This window comes from Ligaoa zhengdingensis (assembly GCF_014384885.1).
GTDB lineage: Bacteria > Bacillota > Clostridia > Oscillospirales > Ruminococcaceae > Ligaoa > Ligaoa zhengdingensis.
This window is the reverse complement of sequence record NZ_JACRST010000020.1, coordinates 1-20,971: the sequence shown is the minus strand read 5'-3', so window position 1 is coordinate 20,971 and position 20,971 is coordinate 1. Positions and strand designations below refer to the sequence as shown.

At 59.9% G+C, this 20,971-nt stretch carries 11 protein-coding genes; 9 read left to right on the top strand and 2 right to left on the bottom strand.

The annotated features are described in order from the left end of the window. The first annotated feature begins 151 nt into the window (after positions 1-151). From H8711_RS10975 to H8711_RS10950, 6 genes are read left to right on the top strand one after another with little or no spacing between them, the layout of a single operon-like run. Complete coding sequence (locus H8711_RS10975; protein WP_249283492.1) at positions 152-943, top strand: ClpP family protease; 792 nt, start codon at positions 152-154, stop codon at positions 941-943. After that, entirely contained in the window at positions 940-1,140 is a 201-nt protein-coding gene (locus H8711_RS10970; protein ID WP_249283491.1) for a YlzJ-like family protein, read from the top strand. The genes H8711_RS10975 and H8711_RS10970 overlap by 4 nt, the downstream gene beginning before the upstream one ends. Positions 1,141-1,181: 41 nt before the next feature. Further along, the gene (locus H8711_RS10965; protein ID WP_249283490.1) at positions 1,182-3,986 is read left to right on the top strand and encodes an FtsK/SpoIIIE family DNA translocase; all 2,805 of its coding nucleotides are present in this window, start codon (positions 1,182-1,184) and stop codon (positions 3,984-3,986) included. A 19-nt stretch (positions 3,987-4,005) separates the two neighbouring features. After that, a complete protein-coding gene (locus H8711_RS10960) occupies positions 4,006-5,943 on the top strand; it encodes a YgiQ family radical SAM protein (protein WP_249283489.1) in 1,938 nt (645 codons plus the stop codon). A gap of 18 nt (positions 5,944-5,961) precedes the next feature. Then, positions 5,962-6,909, top strand: coding sequence for a ComEC/Rec2 family competence protein (locus tag H8711_RS10955; protein WP_249283488.1), 948 nt, complete (start codon positions 5,962-5,964; stop codon positions 6,907-6,909). Between the two features lie 12 nt (positions 6,910-6,921). Further along, positions 6,922-7,140 carry a DUF3006 domain-containing protein gene (locus H8711_RS10950; protein WP_249283487.1) on the top strand — a complete coding sequence of 73 codons (219 nt, stop codon included), beginning with the start codon at positions 6,922-6,924 and terminating at the stop codon, positions 7,138-7,140. A gap of 77 nt (positions 7,141-7,217) precedes the next feature. On the opposite strand, the gene H8711_RS10945 is transcribed toward H8711_RS10950, so the two are convergent. Further along, positions 7,218-7,601 (bottom strand): NifB/NifX family molybdenum-iron cluster-binding protein, encoded by a 384-nt coding sequence (locus H8711_RS10945; protein WP_249283486.1) that lies wholly within the window; start codon positions 7,599-7,601, stop codon positions 7,218-7,220. Beyond that, the gene (locus H8711_RS10940; protein WP_249283485.1) at positions 7,598-7,999 is read right to left on the bottom strand and encodes a DUF134 domain-containing protein; all 402 of its coding nucleotides are present in this window, start codon (positions 7,997-7,999) and stop codon (positions 7,598-7,600) included. The genes H8711_RS10945 and H8711_RS10940 overlap by 4 nt, the downstream gene beginning before the upstream one ends. Positions 8,000-8,606: 607 nt before the next feature. Between H8711_RS10940 and H8711_RS10935 the strand changes: the two genes are divergently transcribed. The 3 genes from H8711_RS10935 to H8711_RS10925 form a co-directional block, all read left to right on the top strand. Beyond that, the gene (locus tag H8711_RS10935; RefSeq protein WP_249283484.1) at positions 8,607-9,923 is read left to right on the top strand and encodes a rhodanese-like domain-containing protein; all 1,317 of its coding nucleotides are present in this window, start codon (positions 8,607-8,609) and stop codon (positions 9,921-9,923) included. 135 nt (positions 9,924-10,058) lie between these two features. Beyond that, positions 10,059-15,995 carry a glycoside hydrolase family 3 C-terminal domain-containing protein gene (locus H8711_RS10930; RefSeq protein ID WP_249283483.1) on the top strand — a complete coding sequence of 1,979 codons (5,937 nt, stop codon included), beginning with the start codon at positions 10,059-10,061 and terminating at the stop codon, positions 15,993-15,995. Positions 15,996-16,400: 405 nt separating this feature from the next. Beyond that, a partial coding sequence (locus H8711_RS10925) for an MGH1-like glycoside hydrolase domain-containing protein (protein ID WP_249283482.1) occupies positions 16,401-20,971 on the top strand: 4,571 nt, incomplete at its 3' end.

Here is a 20,971-nt window from a genome sequence, read left to right as displayed (position 1 = left end):
TGCTGCGAACGGATATTCGGGATGCGGCCGGATTGCCGTCCGACAAAATCATATTTTGCGCGCTTTTGTGAACAATAAATCACGTGCGTTTGGATTGCGGAGCTTTTCAAACCGCGCGAGCCAATCATTCCCGGATAGAGAGGAAGATACGATGAATCACAAACAAGCGCAGGAAGAACGCGAGCATACCGCTGCCCGGCAGGAGCAGGACCACGGCGACGACGAACAGGAGACCGCTGGGGAGCGCCAGCAGAACCAAATTGTTGAAACCGGATCGATCACCGGAACCAAGGGCAAGCATGTCATCCACTGCCTGACCATCATTGGGCAGATCGAGGGGCATTTTATTCTGCCCGCCCAGAACAAGACGACAAAATACGAGCATGTCATCCCACAGTTGGTGGCTATCGAGCAGGACCCGGACATCGAGGGTCTGGTCATCATCCTGAATACGGTGGGCGGCGATGTGGAGGCGGGCCTCGCCATCGCCGAGCTGATCGCGGGGATGAAAAAGCCGACCGTGTCGCTGGTGCTCGGCGGCGGCCATTCCATCGGCGTGCCGTTGGCGGTGAGCGCTAAATACTCCCTCATCGCGCCCTCCGCCACCATGACCATCCATCCGGTGCGGATGAACGGCCTGGTGCTGGGCGTGCCGCAGACACTCTCCTATTTTGACAAGATGCAGGAGCGCATCGTGCGCTTTGTCACCGACAACTCCAACATCACCCCGGAGCGGTTCCGCGAGCTGATGATGCAGACCGGCGAGATGGTGATGGATGTGGGAACGGTGCTCGACGGCGAGGCCGCCGTGAAGGAGGGCCTGATCGACGAGCTGGGCGGTCTGTCCCGCGTGATCGAAAAGCTGTACGAGCTGATCGAAGAGAAACAGGCAAAGCCCGATGAGGACAAGGCGCAGCAGCCGGAGGGGGGAGACGCGACATGACGGTGATCCACAGCATTGTGCCCGCGGATCAAATTTTTCCGGCCCAGCCGCCCAAGACCGAGCTGGTAAACCTGAACGGTTCCTATCTCGAGGGAATCCGCAGCAAAGATGGGCTACAGATCAGCCGCGTGATCTCCACCGACCCCGCGATGTATCTCAACGAAAAATACGCCCCCGGCCAATCCTACCGGGGTTAACAGAGGACCGCGCCGCAGGGCGCGGCGAAACGAGGTTTTCTATGGCAGCAAGAAAGAACGGCGGCACAACCGCCAAACGCAAGACAAGCAGCCGCCAGACGGCGGAAGAAAAGGCACGGCAGGAGGCACAGGAGCGCTGGCATCGACAGCTCGGCGCGCTGTGCCTGTTTGCCGTGGGGCTCTTCCTGCTGGCTGTCTGCTGCTTTGAGGGGCAGAATTTCTGGACCTTCCTGCACAACGCCATGTTCGGCCTGTTCGGCTGGTGCGCCTTTGTGTGGCCGGCCGCGCTCATCTGCATCGGGGTGCTGGCCAGCATGGACAAGTGCAATGTTAAACACAAGCTGTGGCAGACCGCCGGCCTGATCGTGCTGCTGTGCGCTGTCACCCACGCCTTCGCCCTGGGGGAGCAGTTCTCCCCCGGCGGCTTGTGGTCGGGCATCACCGAGCTGTACGACGGCGGCAAAGCCTTCCGCGGTGGCGGCCTCGCGGCCGGGCTGATCGGGGTGCCGTTTGTCGCGCTGTTCGGTTCGACCGGCGCACGCATCACGATCGTCCTGCTGATCTTCGTGTTTCTGATGATTATCACCGGCACCACCCTGCACGAGTTCATGAAGACCGCTTACAAGCCGGTGAAGAAGATCGAGGAAGCCTACATAGAGCGCGCTGAGGAGCGGCGCGGGGGAAATACGGCGGGCGCGCGGTTCGATATCGACGTGCCGCTCGACGAGGAGCCGCTGCCCCAGCACCCGGTGCACGCGCCCAAGGCGACGATGGAGTATACCGACAGCATCAAGCTCTCGCGCGACAAGCTGCTGGGCGCGGACAGCGAAACGCCGGCGCAAGGGAAGCCAAACGGAGCCAAGCGTGCGGCCAAGGGTGAAAAATTCGGCATCGACGACCTGGTAAACAAGGCGATGGGGCTGGAGGCCAACGCCTTCAAGCCCGTGTACATATCCGACGAGGATGCGGAGCTCGGCGGGATCGGCGCCTCCCAGGCGGGGGAAGATGGCGCGGACGCGGCCGTATCCCCCTGCGCCACCAAGGACGGAAAGTTCCACTTCGACCCGGATCTCGCTGCGCGCATCGACCGCGAGTTCGGGCCGGATGCACCGCCTGAGCCGCAGCCCGAGGGGGAGCCACGCCGTGTACTGTGCATGGACGAGCTCCCGGTGGAGCAGATGAATTCCCTGCCGCCCGAGCCGATGGACGACGCCCAGGCGATGCTGCGGCGCGCCCTGGCGGAAGTGGACGGGGACAAGCCCGCGCCCATCGCGGAGGACCCGACCCACGTGGACGGCATGTTCCAGGCAAAGTTCACCGAAAACGACGGCCGGGAGGACTTCAAGGCCTATATCTATCCGCCGGTGAGCCTGCTCAAGGAGACGCAGGCCGACCGGGGCGAGGACGTGCCCGAGGAGCTCAAGGCGAACGCCCAGCGCCTGGTGGACACCCTCAACAGCTTCGGGGTACAAACCCGCATCATCGATATCTGCCGCGGCCCCGCGGTGACCCGCTACGAGTTACAGCCGTCGGCCGGGGTGAAGATCAGCAAGATCACCGGCCTGGCGGACGACATCGCGCTCAACCTCGCGGCGGCCGGGGTGCGCATCGAGGCGCCCATCCCCAACAAGGCGGCGGTGGGCATCGAGGTGCCCAACAAGACGATCAGCATGGTGGGTATCCGCGAGCTGATCGATTCCGACGCGTTCCGAGACGCGCGCAGCAAGCTGACAGTCGCGCTGGGCAAGGATATCAGCGGCAGCATCACCACCGCCGACATCTCCAAGATGCCCCATGTGCTGATCGCGGGCGCGACCGGCTCGGGCAAATCGGTGTGCATCAACTCCATTATCATCAGCCTGCTCTACAAATCCACCCCGGATGAGGTGCGCCTGCTGATGATCGACCCCAAGGTGGTGGAGCTGGGGGTCTACAACGGCATCCCGCACCTGCTGGTGCCGGTGGTGACCGATCCGCGCAAGGCGGCGGGCGCGCTGAACTGGGCGGTCTCGGAGATGCTCGACCGCTACAAGACCTTTGCGGAAAATTCGGTGCGCGACCTCACCAGCTACAACAAGCTGGCTCGGCGGGAGGACAACGACCTCGCGCCCATGCCTGAAATCGTCATCATCATCGACGAGCTGGCCGACCTGATGATGGCGGCCCCCAACGAGGTGGAGGACGCGATCTGCCGCCTGGCGCAGATGGCCCGCGCCGCGGGGATGCACCTGGTGATCGCCACCCAGCGTCCGTCGGTGGACGTCATCACCGGCGTCATTAAGGCCAACATCCCCAGCCGCATCGCGTTCGCGGTATCCTCCCAGGTGGACAGCCGCACCATTCTCGACGGCGGCGGCGCGGAGAAGCTGCTCGGCCGGGGCGACATGCTGTTCCTCCCGATGGGTGCGTCCAAGCCGACCCGCGTGCAGGGCTGCTATGTCAGCGACCGCGAGGTGGAAAAGGTGGTCAAGTTCATCAAGGACGGGCAGAACAGCGAGTACGACCAGGCGGTGATGGACGAGATCGAGCGCCAGGCGGTGGCTGAAAAGGGCAAAGGTAAGGGCGACGAGGGCGGCGGGTTCGCCGCCAACGACGACATGCTCGAGAAGGCCATCGAGGTGGTGATCGAGCTGGGCCAGTGCTCCACCTCGATGCTCCAGCGCAAGCTCAAGCTGGGCTATGCCCGCGCGGCGCGCCTGGTGGACGATATGGAGGAGCGCGGCATCGTCGGCCCGTTCGAGGGCAGCAAGCCGCGCCAGGTTCTGATCACCCGCCAGCAGTGGATCGAAATGAAGATGAACACCGACGCGGCTGGGGGCGGCGCCCCGCGACCCGACGGAGAATAAGAGATAAGGAGCAGGCGAAATGCCATTTTTACCACTCAATCAACAGGAGATGACCGAGCGCGGCTGGGACGGCGTGGACTTTGTCTGCGTCACCGGAGATGCCTATGTGGATCACCCCAGCTTCGGCATCGCGATCGTGTCCCGTGTGCTGGAGGCCGAGGGCTTCCGCGTGGGGATGATCGCGCAACCGGACTGGCGCAGCGCCAAGTCGTTCGATGTGTTCGGGCGGCCGAGGTACGGCTACTTTGTCACCGGCGGCAACATCGACAGCATGGTGGCCCACTACACCGCGGCCAAGCGCCGCCGCAGCGACGACGCGTACACCCCGGGCGGCAAGGCGGGCAAGCGGCCCGACCGCGCCACCATCGTCTACTGTAACAAGATCCGCGAGCTGTACCCCGACGTCCCCATCGTCATCGGCGGCATCGAGGCCAGCCTGCGCCGGTTCGCCCATTACGATTACTGGGACGACGCGGTGCGGCCCTCCATCCTAGTGGATTCTGGGGCCGACCTGTTGATCTTCGGCATGGGTGAGCGCCAGACGGCGCAGATTGCGCGCCGGCTCGCGGCCGGGGAACCGCCGTCCGCCCTCACCGACCTGCGCGGCATCTGCTACACCGCGCCGATGGGCACGGCGGTGGAGGACGCGGTGTCGATCGCATCCTTCCACAAGGTGAGCACAGATAAGGCCGCCTACGCGCGCGCCACCAAGCAGCAGATCGACGAGCAGGACGAGGTCACCGGCCGCCCGATCGTGCAGAAGCACGCGGAAAACCTTGTGGTGGTGCAGACCCCGCCCGCGCCCGCGCTCACCCAGGAGGAGCTCGACCGGGTGTTCGCGCTGCCGTTCATGCGGTACTACCACCCAAGCTACGAGGCGCAGGGGGGCGTGAAGGCCATCGAAGAGGTCGAGTTTTCGATCATGCACAACCGCGGCTGCTTCGGCCATTGCAACTTCTGCTCGATCGCCTACCACCAGGGGCGGCGGGTCACCTGCCGCAGCCGGGAGAGCGTGCTCGCGGAGGCGAAGGCGTTCACCCAAAACCCGCATTTCAAGGGATATATCCACGACGTGGGCGGCCCCACCGCCAACTTCCGTCTGCCCAGCTGCAAAAAACAGGAGAAGCTGGGGCTCTGCAAGAACCGCAAGTGCCTCGCGCCCAGCCCCTGTCCGGCGCTCCAGGTGGACCACAGCGACTACCTGGAGCTGCTGCGCGAGCTGCGCGCCCTGCCCGGGGTCAAGCAGGTGTTTATCCGTTCGGGCATCCGGTTCGACTACCTGATGGCCGACCAGAACGACGCGTTCCTGCGCGAGCTGATCGCCCACCATGTGAGCGGGCAGCTCAAGGTCGCGCCGGAGCACTGCTCGGCGCAGGTGCTCGACCGCATGGGCAAGCCGCACATCGAGGCGTACAACCGTTTTCAGGAGCAGTTTTACAGGATCACCCGGCGCATCGGCAAGGAGCAGTACCTGGTGCCTTATCTGATGTCCTCCCATCCGGGCTCCACGCTGAAGGACGCGGTTCAGCTCGCGGTGTTCCTCAAGAAAAACAACATCCGGCCGGAACAGGTGCAGGATTTCTACCCCACCCCGGCCACGCTTTCCACCTGCATGTTCTACACCGGCCTCGACCCATACACCATGAAGCCGGTGTATGTGCCCAAAACCGCGGAGGAGAAGGCGATGCAGCGCGCCCTGCTGCAATATTTTAAACCGGAAAACCGGCGATTGGTCAAGATGGCGCTGCTCAAGGCGGGACGCGCCGACCTCATCGGCAGCGGCAAGGAATGCCTGATCCCGGCCGACCGGGACTTCATCGAGAAGCACAAGCAGGCGGCGCTGCGCCAGGGCGGCGACACGAGCTGGAGGGGCCGCGGCGTGCGCGCGCAGGGCGCGGGCAAAAAGCCCAGCCGTTACGCCAAGGGCAAACCCAAGCAAAAGCCCAAGAAGGGATAAACGAAAAAGGAGAAGGTTATGGCAAGATATCGACCGACGCGCATCAATTGGGGATTTACTCTGCTGGTCGCCATCCTGTTGGCGGCCGCCGTGCTCATCACACTGGCAGACACCGTCGATTTCGGCGGAATGATCCCCACATGGGACGAAATCTTTGAGAGCGCCGAGCTGCGCGACCCGTTGTTCACCGACGCGGAGTGTTCGGTCCATGTCATCGACGTGGGGCAGGGGGACAGCATCTTAATCAAGTCGCCCGGCTACAGCGTCCTCATCGATGCGAGCGAAAAGGAGTACGGCCCGGAGATCGTCGATTATCTGTACAGCCAGGACGTGTCCGTACTCGACTACGTGGTCGCCACCCACCCCCACGCCGACCACATCGGCGGCATGGCCTACGTCATCGAACAGATGGAGGTGCGGCATGTCATCGCGCCGCAGGTGCCCAAGAGCATTACCCCCACCAGCAAGGCTTACCAGAACATGCTCACCGCCATCAAAGAGAAGGGACTCAAGATCACCCGGCCGGAGGTGGGCGAGGTATACGAGCTCGACGACGGCTCGCAGTTCACCATCCTGGGGCCTGTGGAGCCGAGTACCGAGATGAACAACAACTCCGTGGTGCTCAAATTTGAGTACGGCGACACCTCCTTCCTGTTCACCGGCGACTGCGAGGCGGACATGGAGGAGCTGATCCTCGACACCGGCGCGGATATTTCGGCTGATGTGCTCAAGCTGGGTCACCACGGCAGCAGCACCAGCACCAGCGACGAGTGGCTGGAGGCGGTGAACCCCCGCTTTGGGGCGATTTCCTGCGGCAAGGATAACTCCTATGGCCATCCGCACAAGGAGACGATTGCGAAGCTGAAGCAGGCGGGCGTGGAGTACTACCGCACCGACCTCGACGGTACGATCATCTTTGAATCGGATGGGGAGGCCATCCGGGTGCTGTTGCCGGACGCGGCGTAAGGGGGGAACGCGATGCAGTATCTTTCGATCGACCGCTTTGAGGGCGGCTTTGCGGTTTGCGAGGACGACGGCGGGGTTCTGACGAGTTACCCCCGCGCCCTGCTTCCGCCGGGCGCCCGGGAGGGGGACGTGGTGGCGCTGCTTCCCGACGGAAGTTTTGCGCCTGCACCCGATGAGACCGCCCGCCGCCGCGCGCAGATCGCGGCGCTTGAGGACGAACTGTTTGAATAGCAGCTTGATAGAAAAGGGCCGGGCCCGGATTCTGATCGGTTCAGAATCCGGGCCCGGCCCTTGCGCTTTTGCAGAATTTAGTGCCCGCCGCAGCCGTGTTCCCCGCAGGTTCCGCCGTGGTGCTCCCCGTGGTGGTTGCAGGTCACGTCGGGGTGGAAGACCAGGGTTCCGGCCAGCAGGGCTTCGACGGCGGCGTCCGCGCTGCCGGTCACGCCGCTGTAAAGGTGGATGCCAGCCTCGGTCAACGCGGCTTTCGCGCCCCCGCCGATGCCGCCGCAGATCAGCGTATCGACGTTGTGCGCCTTCAAAAATCCGGCCAGCGCGCCGTGGCCGCTTCCGTTGGTATCCACAACAGCCGATGTCTTTACTGCGCCGTCCTCCACATCATAGAGCTTGAACTGCGCGCTGTGCCCGAAGTGCTGAAAGACCTCGTTGTTTTCATAGGTAACTGCGATTCTCATTTGCTATCCTCACCTTTCTTTGATTGCGGTATCCCGCCGCCCGGGGCAGGGCAACCGCCGCGCCGCCTGCGGCAGTGTCCGCAGCCGCATCCCGTGGAATCCCCGCCGCACAGGACGTAGTCCCCGCCTTCGATCAGAAGCAACCTGCCGTTCACCAACGAATCGGCCAGCTTTCGGCGGGCGACATTGTAGCTGCTTTGCACCGTCGTCCGTGAGACCGACATCCGCCTCGCAGCCTCCTCCTGTGTCAGCCCCTCCAAATCGATCAGGCGGATCATCTCGAATTCATCCACTGTCATCCGCACGGCGGGTGCAGCTTCTCCGCCTCCATCGAGCGGGCCGAACCGGCTGATCTGCGGCATACAGCAGACCCTCCGCCATTTTCTCGGCCTGGGCATCTTCCACCACCCCTTTCGGCACATTACCGGCATATGTCAATTACAAGGATACCATATTTTTGACATATGTCAATATCCTGACGGCATTTTGAACACCCAGTTCAGATAAAAGAGGGTCACTAGTGTGCTCCTTTTTTCATAATGAAACCATAATATGGATCATCCCCAATAAGAAAAAGTAGAAAATATTGGATTATTACACAGTTACCGAATTTGTTTATTGGCATATTATACAAAAATTTATTAACCATTAAATTTGATTTGACTTTTGCGACCAAAAGAGTTATTCTAAAATAAAAGATTATGTGCCCGAGCATAATTTTGGATGCATTAGTTTGCTTTTTCGATATCATTTTCCCAATTGTTTGAGAGTCTGCGTCGATGACTACAAACGCTTTTAAACAGGGGGAATTGTTACCGGATGAATAAGGGTATGTTGTCTGATAAGGCCATTTTTCAATTCTTTGGAAAATGGTTTCGTTCAATTTGTGCCCGGACACATAATTGCGGCATTTGACAGTTTCCCCTGAAAGGCGGTGCCGGTATTCGGGAAGAAGTTGCATTCGCGGCATAAGTCGATATGGAAATGAAACATGGAGGTGCTGGAATGGAAAGAAGGAAGCAGCGGCAGGTCCTGTGGTGTGTCACAGCCAGCGTATTGCTCCTCCTATCGCCGGGTTGCGCACCGGAAGCTGGGCAGGTTTCCGCGGCAGATCGGATGCAGGCGGTCGCCGATCTGTCCGGCGGGTATTTTGCGGCGGAGTATCTGGGGGACGCTTTCCTTGCGGCAGGCGCCGGCGGCCGTATCGACAGGATCAGTAAGGGCGGGCAAGCGGTTCGCCTGGAGGTTCCGACCGGGGAAAACCTGCTCGATGTCTTTTACCAGGATGGGATTGCCCTGGTTTGCGGGGAGAACGGCACGTTGCTGTACAGCACAGATGGACAGACCTTTGAGCGGGCCAAGGTGAAAGAGAAGGGGGACATCCGCCAGATCGCCGCGTTCGGCGGCCGGTTTTACGCCTGTGCTGAGGACGGCCGCGTGCTGGTTTCAGAGGATGGGCAAAGCTGGAGCAGCCAGGAGACCGGTACCGGCAACGACCTCATCGGCATTGCAGCGAATGAGCACTGCGTGATGGCGGTGACGGAAGGGACCGACCTGCTCACCTCCACAGATGGACAGACGTGGAAGATCATCAATTTCAACGAGAGCTACGACGGCTATTATGACCGCCGCAGCTTCACCGGGCTTTGCGGTCTGGGGGATGCCCTCTTTATTTACGGACAAATGGAGGACAATCCCGGCGAGCCATACCTCATGTTCACCGAGGAGGCCGACGTCTGGTTCTTCAAGGCGCTCACCAGCGTCAACGGCGAGGACTTTGCGTCCTGTCTGCCGCTGGCTATCCGCTCGGTGGGGCTGGTTGGCGACCAGCTGGTGGCGGTGTGCGACGGCGGCCGGCTGCTGACCATCACCGATTGCCAGGTTTGCCATCGGATGTCGGAATCGGAGGGAGAGGATTGGAACGACATCGCCATGGGGGATGGAATGGTGCTGCTGGTTGGCCGGGACTTCAAATTTGAATGCATCGATGAGACCGAACTGCGCCAGTCTGCCATCAGCGCCGAACAGGCCCTTGCAGATATCGAAAACGGAGCTGCGGTTGTGGATGTGCGCACCGCCGAAGAACGGGAGACCGAAGGCTATATCCCGGGCAGTATCCATGTCCCTGTCGATGATCTGGCAGAGCAGCTTCCGGTGCTGGTGCCCGAGTTGGACCGGGAGATCATCTTCTATTGCGCGGTTGGCGGCAGGGCGCAGACCGCATTGGAGCAGGCGCAGTCCATGGGCTACAGCACCGTGTACAATTTGGGCGGGCTGAGCGATTGGCCCTACGAGATCGCGGGGCGGGATATTGCTTCCTAAAAGGATGAAAATACTGGATCAATCATCGACGCCCCAGCGGGATGCCTCAGCGAAAAAAGGCTGGTTGCAAGGAGACTTGTTGATATAAATGTAACCAGAAGAGAGAAGAAATGAAATTGCTAGGAGGTTTGACACATGAAAAAGAAATCCCGGTTTTTGCGCTCAATCGCCGGCGTCTTGACCCTGAGCGTCTGCCTGACGATGACAGGGCCCATGACGTTCGCAAACGAAGTCGCCGACCCAGTGCCGGTGGAGGAAACGCCCATCTACCTCGACCGGTCGTACTCGTTTGAAGAGCGCGCGGCAGACCTACTCTCCCGCATGACGCTCAACCAAAAGGCATCCCAGATGATCAGCGGATATTCTTCCGCCATTCCAGAGCTCAACATGAACTGGTACGGCTGGTGGAACGAATCGCTCCACGGTGTTTCCCGCCTGCAGGCGCAGAGAAATGCCAACGCGACCACCATCTACAACACCACGACCTATCCGATCAACCTCGCGATGAGCTCCACCTGGAACCCCGAGCTGATGTATGAGGTTGCCTCTGAAATCGGCGACGAGGCCCGCGAGGTCACGCGCGACAACCGCTATGAGCTCACCTTCTGGTCCCCCACCATCAATCTGCTGCGCGATTCCCGTTGGGGCCGCGCCGACGAGTCGTTCGGTGAGGACCCCCTGCTGACAGCGAAGATGGCCTCTCAGTTTGTCAACGGTATGGAAGGTAAGGACATGCAGGGCAACCGTCTGGACGAGAACGGCTACCTCAAGACGGTCAGCACCCTGAAGCACTACCTCGGAAACAACTCTGAAAACAACCGCCTGAACGGTTCTACCAACATCACCGAGAAAGAGCTGCGCGAGTACTACTCCTATGTGTACCGCCTGATCGTCGAAGAGTCCGACGTTTCTTCGGTTATGTCGTCGTACAACCGCGTCAACGAGGTTCCGCAGAACCTGAATAACTACACGCTGGATACCCTGCTGCGCCAGACTTTTGGCTTCAGCGGATATATCACGGGTGACTGCGACAGCATTGGCATCGCGCAAGCTGGAAGCGGATATGACCAGAATCCGTTGGCGCCGCGCGGCAACGGCCACGGCTGGCGTCTGCCTGAAACCGGCGAAAAGATCACCGGCACCGAGACCGTGGCTTGGGCGATCAATGCCGGCGGCGATTTGCAGTGTAACAACGGCTATTCTAATAACAACACCAAGTATTCCACAAAGATTCCGGCAGCCGTAGAGGAAGGGATCACCACCCCCTCCGGTATTTTTGATGAGAACTCCGTGGACGTGTCGCTGCTGCGGCTGCTCACCGCCCGTATGGCGCTGGGTGAGTTCGACGTGGAAGACGGCGTTGTGAGCTGGTACAACCAGGCCCGCGAGCGCATCGCGGAGAACTACGGCGAAGATTGGGTGTACGATCTCACCAACGGCGGCCGTGACAACGGAATTGATACCATCACTCAAGAGCGCAAGGATCTGATGCTGGAGTCCGCCCAGGAGGCGCTGGTACTCCTGAAAAACTCTCCGGCCGGCGAGGGCGACGCTGCGAAGGCTCTGCTGCCCATCGCAGTGCCCGAGGGCGCTTTCAAAGTGGTTGTGGTAGGCGCCAACTCCTATGTCAACCCAAGTCAGATGTTCCTCGGCGGTTATTCGCCCAACATGAACGATGCTGGCCGTTCGGTACATGTCACCCCGTATAACGGCCTGCGCAAAGCGCTCCTGGAGGCCAACCCCGACGCGGACGTCTCCCTGATTGAGTTCGCAAACAACACAGATGCGATCAGCGAGGAGCAGCTTGCTTCTTTGGCCGACGCCGACCTGGTCATCTTCTATGCGGGTACCACCAACAGAGATGGCGATGAGGCGAGAGACCGCAGCACCCTGGAGCTGCCCGGTGTCCAGACAGACAACATCGTCAAGGTGACTGAAGCCAACCCCAACACCGTCGTGGTGATGGAGACCATCAGCCCCGCTTACATCAGCAGATTTGCCGAGAAGGCGCCCGCCATCGTGTGGAGCTGCTACAACGGTATGCTTAAGGGCGACGCCCTGGCGGACGCGCTGCTGGGTGACGTCAACTTCAGCGGCCGCACCTCCACCATTTGGCTGGACAGCGACGACCAGATGCTGTCCACCTTCAGCTACCGCCTGACCCCGGGCGAGGATAGCTGGCCCTATCCGGAAAACACCGCGTTCGCGCATGAGTCCGATACTTACACCTACGGCGATTCCAACGGCCGTACCTATATGTATTACGATGAAGAGAAGGGCGGTCCCGTCCGCTATCCCTTCGGCTACGGCCTGAGCTACAGCGACTTTGCATACTCCAACCTCGTGGTTGAAGGTCTCACCGGCGACAGCATCGACGCCAACGGAACCCTGCGCGTCTCGGTCGATGTGACCAACACCAGCGACGTGGACGGCGCCGAAGTGGTGCAGCTCTACATGGCTACCCCGGGCGCTCCCGCCGAGCTGCAGCATCCCAACAACCGCCTGGTCGGCTTTGACAAGGTTTTTGTACCGGCGGGCGAGACCAAAACCGTAAACCTGGAAGTGGACATCGAGGATCTCGCGTTCTTCATCGAGGAGGACAACCGCTTTGAAGTCTACAACGGCGCTTATCAGCTTCAGGTCAATAAAAACCACAAAGAGATTGAACTGACCAAAGATTTCACCGTGACCGGTGCGCTCACCCCCAAAATCTCTGTCGTCACCGCCAAAGCTGTGCAGAACGGAGACAAGGAGAAGGACATCCCGCACCGCGTCCGGTTCGATCTGGGCAAAACCGTCGATCCGCAGCTCACCATCGCCATGAGTGACGATACCCTTTACGGCTATGTCATGAAGGGCCAGAGCCGCGATATCCCCGAGAATTTTGAAATCACCTATGAGAGCAACCGCCCCAACATCGTATCGGTTGAAGATGGCGTCATCAGAACCCGCAAGAGCGGCGTCGCCACCATCACCGCTACTGTGACCGACCCCGCGACCGGTTCTGTGGGCGCCTGCGACTTTGTCGTGCTGGTTGTTCCCGGCGACGGCCCGCAGTTGAGCGATCTGGCGATCAACGGCAAAACGCTGGAAAACTTTGAGCCCGGCCTGCGCTCCTACACCTATGCGGTTCCCCTGGATGCGAAGGCGAGCGATTACACCATCACCGCCACCGCTTTGGATGGCAGCGAGATCGTGGGAATCACCCAGCTCGAATCCATCCCCGGCGAAGCCAAAGTGACCGTCGATAACGGCGATGCGGTCATGGATTATGTCATCCGGTTTATCTTCGACGAGCCGCAGATCCTCAATGCTGTGGCTGAAAACGGCAAGCTCACCGTCACTATGAATATGCTGCCGGAAGGCGAGCTCAGCATTGAAGATTTCAGTGCCATCATTGCGTTGGATGCCTTTGAAGGCAGTGTCCTGACGCTCAGCGACATGCATGTCGATGAGGCCGCCAAGACAGTGACTTTCTCTTACCCGCCGGTCACCAAGACAGAAAAGACCCAGGTGGTGACCATCTCGGTCGCCTATAAGCACACTCCGGCGGCCAGCTTCATCTTCGATCTGGAGGCAGACCCCGATCTGATGTACGCCATCCAGGTGGGCGGCGAGCCCCTGCCGGGCTTCCGCTACAGCACCAAGTCCTACACCTACACCGTGCTGGACGGCGAGGATATCCCCGAAGTGACCGCGACGGCTATCGATAGCGGTACGACGGTCAACGTCGTCCAGGCGAGCGACCTGTATGAGTCTGCAAAGGTGGAATACACCGTCGGCGGCCAGAAGGAGTCCTTCCTGATTACCTTTGTGCCGGAGAGCACAACCCGCTTCACCAGCCTGCCTGATGGCTGGGAGATTCTCAACGGGAACGGCAAAGAGACCTACAGCGAGGCCGGTATCACCCTGCCGCCGAGCAACCTGGCGAACAACAACGACTTCCCGTCGGAATCCATGCTCAACATGCTGCAATATAACGGTTCGCTCGGCGGCGACTGGACGGCCACTGTGAAGGTGACCACCGACCGTCCGCTCACCCACGACGGATATGCGAACTACGGTATCGGCATCAACAACGGCGGTAAGGACTATATCAAGCTGGTGCAGCTGAGCAGCGGCGGCAACCCGTCCTACCAGTACACCGCCAGCTTCCAGTCCAACAACACACACATCAGATTTGCCTATACCACGGCGTGGTTGCGGCTGACCAAAGTTGGCACCCAGATCACCGGTTCGATCTCTTCGGACGGTGTGAACTTCACCAACATCAGCACCTTTGACGCCGGCGACAGATTGGACGGCGCGAAACTTCAACTGTTCGCGACGACCAACCAGTCCAACTCGGAATTCTACACCACCTTTGAGTACATCGACACCGATCTCCAGATCAAGGAAGATGAGCTGGCGGCTGAACGCAAGATGCTCCAAGACCTGATCGACGCGATCGACGGCGTGTACGAGAAAGATCGCTACACCGCGGCGAGCTGGTCGGATTTGGCCGACGCGCTGGACGAGGCGAAAGCAGTTGTTGACAAAGAGGATGCGACCAAAGAAGAACTTATCGCCGCATACCTCGACCTGGTGAGCGCGCGCGACGGCCTGACCTATGCGCCGGATACGAGCCTGCTCGAGCTGGTGGTAAGCATTGCAAACGACCTGCTCGAGAACGGCGCTTTGGACAGCGCGTCTGAAAAAGCTTTGACAGAGGCTTTGTCTGCTGCTGAAGCGGTTCTGAACGATGCAGATGCGACCCAGGAGGAGATCAACGAGGCGTTCAACGCCGTGATGATGGCGATTGTGGAGTCCCAGCCGGAATACACCCTGGAAGACCTGCTCGCTCTGATTGAGTATGCGGAAGGCCTTAACGAAGATAAGTACACCTCGAGCAGCTACGAGGACTTCTCCGAAGTGCTGAAAGGCGCGAAGGAAGTCGCAGGTGACAGCGAGGCGAACGATGCGGCGATCAGCGATGCTTACAACGCCCTGCTTGATGCGCTGGGCAAACTTGAATTCTGCGTCGACTACGGCAATCTGAAAACCGCGTATGGCTTCGCGGCGAGCCTGCCGGAAGATAAGTACGACCTCTCGTCTGTGGAAGGCCTGCTGGATCTGATGGATGAAGCGGCTGAGGTTCTCGATGCACACGATCTGGTCCACTCCGATGAGAACCAGACATATGTGGACGACCTGGCGAAGGAACTGACCGTGGCTGTGTCAAAGCTGCGCCTGAGAACGGCGATAGCTGCCGCAAACGACCTGCTGGCGGAGATCGACGAGGATGACTACACCGCGGCGAGCGTGGCAAATCTGAAAGCGGCGCTGACAGAAGCGATTGAGCTGGACGAAGCTGGCGAGTATGAGGCAGCAGCGGTAGAGGTTGCATTGAACAAGCTGGAAGCTGCGATGGATCTGAAACCCGCTGGAAACGACAAGCCGAGCAGGCCCTCCGGCAGCTCGAACAGCGGATCGAACTCGCAGGTAGCGGATAGCGATTACTGGGAAGAAGTGATCGAGAAGATCAACGCGACCGAAAAGGGCGGCAAAGTGAACGCGAAACTGGACGAGGGCGCGAACGTGCCCGCGACAGTGATCGACGCCCTGAAGAACAAGGGCGTGACGGTGGTCTTCGAGATCGGCGGCAAGGATTACGCAGTGAACGGCGCAGGCGAGCTGAAGGGCTACAATGCGGCGGCAGTGTATTACACCTCCGACGAGATCAAGGCGATGGCCGGCGGCGCGGCTGCTGAGGCAACCCCGACGGCATCGAGCAGCGCAGCGCCCGAGGCGAGCAACGAGACCGCGGCCGTCAACCCGGAGACGGGCGGCGAGGTAACAGCGGCAGCGCCCGCAGCGCCCGAGGCGGTTATCCCGGCGGCGCCTGAAGCCCCTGTGGCGATCGAACCCGTTGCCCCGGCGGTTCCCGCGGAAGAGAACATCCAGGCAATCGCTGAGGCCGCTAAGGCTGAAACCGGTATGCCCGCGTGGATGATCGCGGCGATCGTGGTTGTGGCAGCCGCTGCGGTCGGCGGTGTGAGCCTGACCGTGATCCGCAGAAAGCGCGAGAACTAATTCTCCTTTTTTATGCTCAGGACCGGGGCCGCAGATCATCTGCGGCCCCGGTCCTATTAATATTTGAGCGGAAACGTCCGGCATCTCCCCGAGGGGGAAACGCCGGGCGCTTTTTTAGGTCTAGTAAAAAACGGAATAACATGTAATTTTTACAAAAAAATAATAGTGTTCCGTGAAATACCAAACAAATACATAAATAATGCTAAAAAATTGTAAGGACATCTTTGGAGAAATATGGCAAAGTATCAAACAACCAATTGTCGAAAAAGTGAGGAGATGCTAAAAAACCACAAAAATCAATCATATAATTCTAAATAATTATGAAAGAAGTTGTGATATAATAAAACCACATATCTGTAGCAGACAGATGTTGGAAAATAGAGAAATGGGAGGAAGACAAGAACAATGCTGAAAAGAGTACTATCCACGCTTTTGGCACTGACGTTGACCGCGGGCAGCCTGTGCAGCACACTGATTGTGTCCGCAGCACCGCCGGAGCCAGAAAGCAAATCGACCGACTTCATCACCTCAAAAACCGATATCGATGAGCTCCTGCGCCGGGAGTATATCGACAACGTCCCGATGGGATACAATGAAAATGTCTTTTCGCTGTATCAGCCCGGATGGGGCTTTGACCGGAACGACTTTTACCGCACCGGTGTGTCCGGCGGCTGGGGAATGCCCGTCACGGTGAAGGCGGACGGGATGCCTGTCGAGGTACAGGACGCGGAATTTATCCCGAGCTATGTCACCTCGGCCTATCAGCCGGACGGCAGCGCCTCCTATTACAACCACGCGCTGGGCGCGGTGGAGGACGAGGAAGTGGTGGAGCTGCCCGAGGGCGCACCCACCGTTTGGGCTTCCTTTGATCAGACAACCTGGGGCTGCAAGCTGGACTACGCCTTCGACGGCGAGGTTCATGCCAATGGCACGAAAAACTGGAATACATACGACGAGCCGCTCCGCACCGGAGACGAGTGGCTGGAAATCACCTTCCCGCAGGCCACCACCGTCAACCAGGTCAAACTGTTCTGTTATGTGGACGACAAGACCTGCGCTGTGCCGCAGGCCGTGGCCGTGCAGTACTGGGACGGCAGCGCCTGGCAGGCGGTGCAGAATCCGGTGATCCCGGCATTCGCCGCGGGTGAAAATGTCGTCTCGTTTGATGCGGTCGAATCGGTCCGCTTTAAACTGATCCTCACCTCCATGTCCGGCAAGATGATGGCGTTCGACGAGATCGAATTCCTCAACTCCGGCGAGCAGAACTGGGCGAAGGGCGCTACTGCCGGCGGTAATCCCGACGTGAGCGTCTCGTTCGACCAGACCCAATGGGGCTGCAAAATCGATTATGCCTTCGACGGCCAGGTCTTTGGCAACGGCGGCAAGAACTGGAACACCTGGACCAACCCGATCCGTACGGAAGACGAATGGCTGGAGATTTCCTTTGCCGGCGAGCGCCCGGTGGACAAGGTTCGCCTCTGCATCTATCAGGACTCCGGCGATACCCAGCCCCCCACAGCGGTGTCGGTGCGCTACTGGGACGGCGAGACCTGGGCGGATGTAACCGGACTGAATGCGCCTGAGAGCTATGTCAAGGGTTGGAACGAGCTCACCTTTGACAATGTAAAGGCTCAGAAGTTCCAGCTCACCATCACCCCGCAGGCGGGTAAGTCGCTCGCCTTCGACGAGATCGAATTCTGCGGCAGCGAGGAGACCAACCACGCGCTGGGCGCGGTGAAGACCGAACCGGTCGACCCCAACGAGGGCAAGCCCAGAATTAAGGTTTCGTTTGATCAGACAACTTGGGGAAATCACTGCTATTTTGCCTTTGACGGTGATCTCTCGCAGAATGATAGAAACACTTGGAGTACCTATCAGAGCACATTACCCGACGGATATGAATGGGTGGAGATCGCCTATCCTGAGGAGATCACCCTCGACGCGGTCCGCCTCACGGTGTGGGACGACGGCGGCAATTCCCGCCCGCCGGTCTCGGCTGGCGTGCAGGTGTGGGACGAGGCGGTCTCCGATTGGAAGGATGTCTCCAACCTGAAGCAGCCTGCGGCGTACGTCAAAGGCAGCAACATCATTACCTTCGACCAGGTGGTCGGGGACCGTTTCCGTATGACCTTTGTCCCCACTGCGGGCAAATGGCTGGCCTTCAATGAAATCGAGATGCTCGAGGAGATGCCTTCAAAGAACGTCGAGGTCACCGGCTACAAATATATCGCGCCCGACGACAAGGCTGCGGTGATGATCGAGGCGAAAAACCTGAGCGAAGCGCCGGTGAGCTTTGAGGTCGCGGCCTCCTCCAGCGCAGCCTCCACCGAAGATGGCGCGGCCCTTACGGGCACGGCGGCCGGTTTCCAGCTGCGCATCGAGGGCGACGAGGGCTTTGCAGCCAAGGACGGCAAGCTGGTCAAAGCCGTGACCGCCGCCCCGGGCGAGACGGTCACCTTCCGCGTAGCCATGGCGTTTGCCGAGGACGCGGCGGACAACGCAGCGCCGCTCTCCAGCTTCTTCGCGGACAGCGACCCGGTCGCTACTCAGAAAGCGGCGTTTAACCAGTGGTTCCTGGATACCATCCCCTACGTGGACCTGCCGGACGAGCAGATCAAGCAGATCTACTACTTCCGCTGGTACACCTACCGCAACCATATCCGCATGACGAGCGACGATTACTACATCATCTCCGAGTTCCTGCCCAACGTTGGCTGGGCGGGCAAGCACAACTCCATCAACTGCCCGGCGGGCCTGCATGTGGCCGAGGGACGCTGGCTCAAGAACAACCAGTACCTCGACGATTATCTGATGCATTGGTTGGACCGCGGCGGTGCGGTGCGTTCCTACAGCTTCTGGATCGCCAACGCTTACTATGAGCGCTATCTGGTAAATCAGGACGATTATGTGCTGGAGTATCTGGAAAAGCTCAAGAGTAACTATGCGGGTTGGGACCGCGAGCGTTATGACGAGAATATGGGCCTCTATTGGCAGATCAATGATCGTGACGGCATGGAAAATTCCGTCGGCGGCGCCGTCGATGTCCGGGGTTATCGCCCGACCATCAACGCCTATCAATACGCCGACGCGATGGCCATCGCCGAGCTGTGCAGGCTGGTAGGCGACGAGGAGGGCGCGGCCGAGTACACCGAAAAGGCCGAGACGCTCAAGGCCACCATGGATGAAAAACTGTGGGATTCCACCGACCACTTCTACAAGCTGATTCCATACGGCCGGACCGAGCGAGCGGATGTGCGCGAGGAGATTGGCTATGTGCCGTGGATGTTCAACATGCCGGAGGATACCGAGGAACACGGCATGGCTTGGGAAGCGCTGATGGACGAGAACGGCTTCTTCTCGGAGTATGGCCCGCGCACCACAGAGAAAGAGTATGCGCGTATCCCCACCCCCGAGGGCGAGTTCGGCACCGGCATCTGCCGTTGGGACGGTCCCTCCTGGCCGTTTGCGACCACCCAGACGCTGGTGGGTATGGCCAACCTGCTCAACAACTACACCCAGCAGAAGGCGGTCGACAAGGACGACTACTTCACCATCCTCAAGACCTATGCAAAATCGCAGTATAAGAACGGCGCGCCGTGGATCGCCGAGAACCTCGACGCGGACAACGGCCGCTGGATTGCGGATGAGAGACGCAGCCCCAACTACAACCATTCCCAGTTCGCCAACCTGGTCATCTCCGGCCTGCTGGGCATCCGTCCGGACGACAGCAACGTCCTCACCATCAATCCGCTGACCCCGGACGATTGGGACTACTTCTGCCTGGAGAACGTGCCCTACCACAACCAGCTTGTCACGGTTCTGTTTGACCGCGACGGCTCGCGCTATGGACAGGGAGCGGGCTTCAAGGTCTATGTGGACGGCGAGTGCGTCGCCACCAAAGACGCCGTGGAAAAGACCGAGGTGCAGCTCAGCGAGACCCCGGTCAGCGAGAGCAAAGCCGAGCTGCGCAAGCTGTACAACGCCAACCGCAGCCGCGAAGAGGGCGACTACATGGCCGATGGCTGGGTCGCTTTCGATGCGGCGCGCGAGGATGCCAAGGCGCTGCTGAACAAGGCAGATGCCTCCGAGGCGGAGCTGAAAGCGGCGTATGACGCGCTGTTTGAGTCGCTGCGCGGCCTGACCCGCGTGCCCAATGCGAAATATGAGGCGGAGGAAGCGGCGCTGACCGGATTGGCGCACGCGGGAGCCTCCGCAACTGCATCGGGTGGCAGCAAGGTCGGCACAATCGACAACGCTGAATCGAGTGTCACCTTTACAGTGGACGTCCCGGCTGCGGGCGATTATGAGATCACCATTACAGCGGATGGACATCCCAACTTCCCCAATCCGTCGCACAAATGTTATGTCAACGGCGATGTCGAGAACGCCAAGATTGTCCACTATCCCGATCCGGTGGATTGGGGTGTATGGAAGGAATATCAGACTACGCTCACCCTGAAGGAGGGCGTCAACACCATCACCTTTGCCTATAATGACACGATGGAAAAGACTTTCGCGGAACTCGACTGCATCGAGTTGTCCCTGCCGCCGGTCGATAAGACGGCCCTCGGCACATGCTACGATGCGAACAAGGATAAGGTCCAGGAAAACTATACACCCGACAGTTGGACCATATTTGCAGCGGCCCTGGAGAACGCGAAGACGGCCCTTTATAACCCCGACGCCAGCCAGAGCGCGCTCGATAAAGCGCTGAGCGACCTGGAAGCGGCGGTGGCCGGGCTGGAGGAGGTCACTCCGCCGGAAGTTGACAAAACGGCGCTGAAAGATCTAATCGAAGCGGCGGGCCAGTACGAGGAAGGCGCGTACACCGCGGCGAGCTGGGCAGCGCTAGAGGAAGCGCTGGAGGAAGCGAACCGCGTGATGGAGGACAAAGACGCGACCGCAGAGGAAGTGCAGACGGCGAGCGACGAGCTGCAAGCGGCGATAGACGGGCTGCGGTATGAGCTGAACACCGA

Bases quoted from the DNA above. Each gene is read 5' to 3' on its own strand.
- H8711_RS10975 (WP_249283492.1), top strand. From the start codon at position 152: ATGAATCACAAACAAGCGCAGGAAGAACGCGAGCATACCGCTGCCCGG.
- H8711_RS10970 (WP_249283491.1), top strand. From the start codon at position 940: ATGACGGTGATCCACAGCATTGTGCCCGCGGATCAAATTTTTCCGGCC.
- H8711_RS10965 (WP_249283490.1), top strand. From the start codon at position 1,182: ATGGCAGCAAGAAAGAACGGCGGCACAACCGCCAAACGCAAGACAAGC.
- H8711_RS10960 (WP_249283489.1), top strand. From the start codon at position 4,006: ATGCCATTTTTACCACTCAATCAACAGGAGATGACCGAGCGCGGCTGG.
- H8711_RS10955 (WP_249283488.1), top strand. From the start codon at position 5,962: ATGGCAAGATATCGACCGACGCGCATCAATTGGGGATTTACTCTGCTG.
- H8711_RS10950 (WP_249283487.1), top strand. From the start codon at position 6,922: ATGCAGTATCTTTCGATCGACCGCTTTGAGGGCGGCTTTGCGGTTTGC.
- H8711_RS10945 (WP_249283486.1), bottom strand. From the start codon at position 7,601: ATGAGAATCGCAGTTACCTATGAAAACAACGAGGTCTTTCAGCACTTC.
- H8711_RS10940 (WP_249283485.1), bottom strand. From the start codon at position 7,999: ATGCCCAGGCCGAGAAAATGGCGGAGGGTCTGCTGTATGCCGCAGATC.
- H8711_RS10935 (WP_249283484.1), top strand. From the start codon at position 8,607: ATGGAAAGAAGGAAGCAGCGGCAGGTCCTGTGGTGTGTCACAGCCAGC.
- H8711_RS10930 (WP_249283483.1), top strand. From the start codon at position 10,059: ATGAAAAAGAAATCCCGGTTTTTGCGCTCAATCGCCGGCGTCTTGACC.